The sequence below is a fragment of the Coprococcus sp. ART55/1 genome (assembly GCF_000210595.1).
GTDB lineage: Bacteria > Bacillota > Clostridia > Lachnospirales > Lachnospiraceae > Coprococcus > Coprococcus aceti.
This window is the reverse complement of the sequence record NC_021018.1, coordinates 26,654-30,209: the sequence shown is the minus strand read 5'-3', so window position 1 is coordinate 30,209 and position 3,556 is coordinate 26,654. Positions and strand designations below refer to the sequence as shown.

Annotated in this window: 4 protein-coding genes; 1 reads left to right on the top strand and 3 read right to left on the bottom strand. The window is 40.6% G+C overall.

The genetic code is table 11. The annotated features are described in order from the left end of the window. Positions 1 to 241: 241 nt before the first annotated feature. The 3 genes from CCU_RS00140 to CCU_RS00130 all read right to left on the bottom strand — a co-directional run bounded on the left by CCU_RS00140 (position 242) and on the right by CCU_RS00130 (position 3,028). Entirely contained in the window at positions 242 to 526 is a 285-nt protein-coding gene (locus CCU_RS00140) for a hypothetical protein (RefSeq protein WP_015533110.1), read from the bottom strand. A 760-nt stretch (positions 527 to 1,286) separates the two neighbouring features. Then, the gene (locus CCU_RS00135; RefSeq protein ID WP_004853826.1) at positions 1,287 to 2,297 is read right to left on the bottom strand and encodes a GGGtGRT protein; all 1,011 of its coding nucleotides are present in this window, start codon (positions 2,295 to 2,297) and stop codon (positions 1,287 to 1,289) included. Between the two features lie 29 nt (positions 2,298 to 2,326). Then, entirely contained in the window at positions 2,327 to 3,028 is a 702-nt protein-coding gene (locus CCU_RS00130; protein WP_015533109.1) for an iron-sulfur cluster assembly scaffold protein, read from the bottom strand. A gap of 356 nt (positions 3,029 to 3,384) precedes the next feature. Between CCU_RS00130 and CCU_RS14640 the strand changes: the two genes are divergently transcribed. Further along, a partial coding sequence (locus tag CCU_RS14640) for a PHP domain-containing protein (protein WP_208896321.1) occupies positions 3,385 to 3,556 on the top strand: 172 nt, incomplete at its 3' end.

The following is a 3,556-nucleotide window of genomic DNA, read 5'->3' as shown; positions in this document are numbered from 1 at the left end:
AGGAATCTCCAAAATGTATATATATCAAAATTACTTCTGTATGAAAATAGAATAATGTATTAACCGGGCAGCCGAGGGGTGTTACACCATATCCGTTCGAGTCTCGGAAGGGAGTGGTGCCTTATGAGTACATATGAGGAATTCATGGTTATATTAACCGTTGCGATACTTATTGTGACAATTCTGAATCATAGAAAATAAGAAAAACACCTCAGCCGACTAAGCTATGAGGTGTTTCATCTTAAAATGGTTTTTGCCGGACGGATAGGACGTATCTATCGCTCGGCTGTCTTGTTAAGTATATTATACAATATTTTTGACGTTTGTCAAAAATAAAATTCTGAAGTGCAAGATCAAATGCCACATGGGACTTACCAAATCGTCTGGCATGACTGACACTGATACAATTAGCATTTGTACATATAACTCTGTTCAGATATTCAAGCAGACCTGTCTTATCAAGATACAATTCACTATTCTTGTCCTTTGTAAAACTGTCATTACTTGGATTAAAATAAATGCCCATCTCATGCCTTCCTTGTTTATTTCAAATGTCTTATATATAATTCTCAGAATTCATTGATATAGGCCTTTTCTCTGAAATCGGGATATTAATTCAACCTCTTTCCGAGTTGCCATAAAGCTGTGCCCATCCTCAAGTGTTATATTTCCAAGTTCAATGTTCTTATCTATGCTACCCATTATATCTGTTTTTATGAGGCTTTTCAACGACGCTATATTCTCAGGAGTGCGTAAGTATCTTTTTAAATGTGCTGTCAAATATTTTATGTGTCAATCTATATTGCTGCCTACTGTTTTTTCTTCCGATTGGTAGCCACACTTTAGCCCTAAATCAACCATAAGTCAATAGATTTTCACAAATGCGCGTATAAGGCAATTTTTCGCGAGATTATTTTAAAATTATAACTTTTTTACTTTCTTCTCGCCATCAAAATATTCTACTACTATAGTTCTATCCATTTTAATCACCCCTTCCATTTGATATGTAAGGCAATTATAATACCGAATAAATATAAAACAAGTCTTGACAAAATAAAACAAAAGAGTTGCTGTAAAATTCCTTAGCAACTCCCGTTTTCCAACTAATGCTGAATATCAAAGCAATATTTCATATGTATGGCTGTCATCATCATAATATACAAGCATGCCAAATTTGTATTCATCAAAATTGATTTCAACCTTCAAAGAATTTAAAAATCAAAAAAATAGAGAGCCTTTAGATCTCTCTAAAAGCCCTCTAAACCGTTTAAATACTAGGTTTTTATTTAGAATTTACCAGCGTTAGCAGCTTCCTCAACAGAAACAGCTACAGCAACTGTAGCACCAACCATAGGGTTGTTACCCATACCGATAAGTCCCATCATCTCTACGTGTGCAGGAACTGATGATGAACCAGCGAACTGTGCATCACTGTGCATACGTCCGAGAGTATCTGTCATACCGTATGAAGCAGGACCTGCTGCCATGTTATCTGGGTGAAGTGTACGTCCTGTACCACCGCCTGATGCTACTGAGAAGTACTTCTTACCCTGCTCGATACACTCCTTCTTGTATGTACCTGCAACTGGATGCTGGAAACGTGTAGGGTTTGTTGAGTTACCTGTGATAGATACACCAACGTTCTCCTTGTGCATGATAGCAACACCTTCCTGAACATCGTCAGCGCCGTAGCACTTAACTGTTGCACGGATACCATCTGAATATGCCTTCTCGTATACTACATTGAGCTCAGCCTTCTTGTAGTCATACTTTGTCTCAACATATGTAAATCCATTGATTCTTGAGATGATCTGAGCTGCATCCTTACCAAGACCGTTAAGGATAACTCTAAGAGGTTTTTTACGAACCTTGTTAGCCTTCTCAGCGATACCGATAGCACCCTCAGCTGCTGCAAATGACTCATGACCTGCTAAGAAACAGAAGCACTCTGTCTCCTCCTCAAGTAACATCTTACCAAGGTTACCATGTCCAAGACCAACCTTACGATGATCTGCAACAGAACCTGGTATACAGAATGCCTGAAGACCCTCGCCGATAGCTGCTGCTGCGTCTGCTGCCTTTCTACATCCCTTCTTGATTGCGATTGCTGCACCTACTGTATATGCCCAGCAAGCATTCTCAAAACAAATTGGCTGAATACCCTTTACCTGATTGTAAACGTCAAGTCCAGCGTCCTTTGTGATCTTCTCAGCTTCTTCGATTGAGCTGATTCCATAGCTGTTAAGTACAGCGTTTATCTGGTCTATTCTTCTTTCATATGATTCAAATAATGCCATTGTCTCGTTCTCCTTTCCTCTATTTCCGACTACTCTTTACGTGGATCGATGATCTTAACAGCGCCCTGCTCTGGCTTAACACGTCCGTATGAACCTGAAGCCTTCTCCCAAGCTGTGTTAGGGTTATCACCCTTCTTGATAAAGTCAGTCATCTTTCCAAGAGAAACGAACTGATATCCGATAACTTCGTCATCTGCATCAAGTGCTATTCCTGTTACATAGCCCTCTGCCATCTCAAGGTAACGAACACCCTTAGCCTTTGTTGCATACATTGTACCAACCTGTGAACGAAGACCCTTTCCAAGATCCTCAAGTCCGGCACCAACTGCAAGTCCGTCATCTGAGAATGCACTCTGTGTACGTCCGTATACGATCTGAAGGAATAACTCTCTCATTGCTGTATTGATAGCATCGCACACAAGGTCAGTGTTGAGAGCCTCAAGGATTGTCTTACCCTGAAGAATCTCAGCTGCCATAGCTGCTGAATGTGTCATACCTGAACATCCAATAGTCTCGACAAGAGCCTCCTCGATAACACCCTCTTTTACGTTAAGTGAAAGCTTGCAGGCACCCTGCTGTGGTGCACACCAGCCTACACCATGTGTAAAACCAGAGATGTCTTTGATTTCCTTTGAGTAAACCCACTTTCCTTCTTCTGGGATAGGAGCTGGCTCATGCTTTGCACCCTTTGCTACAGGGCACATGTTTTCAACTTCCTTAGTGTAAATCATTGTGAAACTCCTTTCAAAATATGAATTCTTAAAAGCGGTTCCGAATTCTCTAATTCAAACCATCAGTGGTATTTTCTCACAAAACAGTTATGAAGTCCATAGCTTATTGAAAATTTTTGTCGCATTTGCGTGTACTTTATCAAGTACAGCGCGCCTTATTGAGAAAGTTTTTAACAAGGCACAGTTGTCAGGGTTCATATGTCCGCTTATATCATTTGACCGTAACCATATTCACTTGAATATATGTATTTATCTGATATACAATACTTCTGTCAGAGCACATTCAACCCAGACATGCGCCGCTTCAGGCGCTGCTCAGATACATGATATAAAAAATAAAAACGGAGGTTTTCAACATGAGATTTATAGATATGCACCTTCACACCACCGCTTCCGACGGCTCCTGCACCCCATCAGAGGTGTGCCAGCTTGCCATTGACAGGAATCTTGCAGCGATCGCCATAACCGACCACGACACAGTGGATGGCGTAGCAGATGCAATCACATATGCAGATAACTGGAACAGCA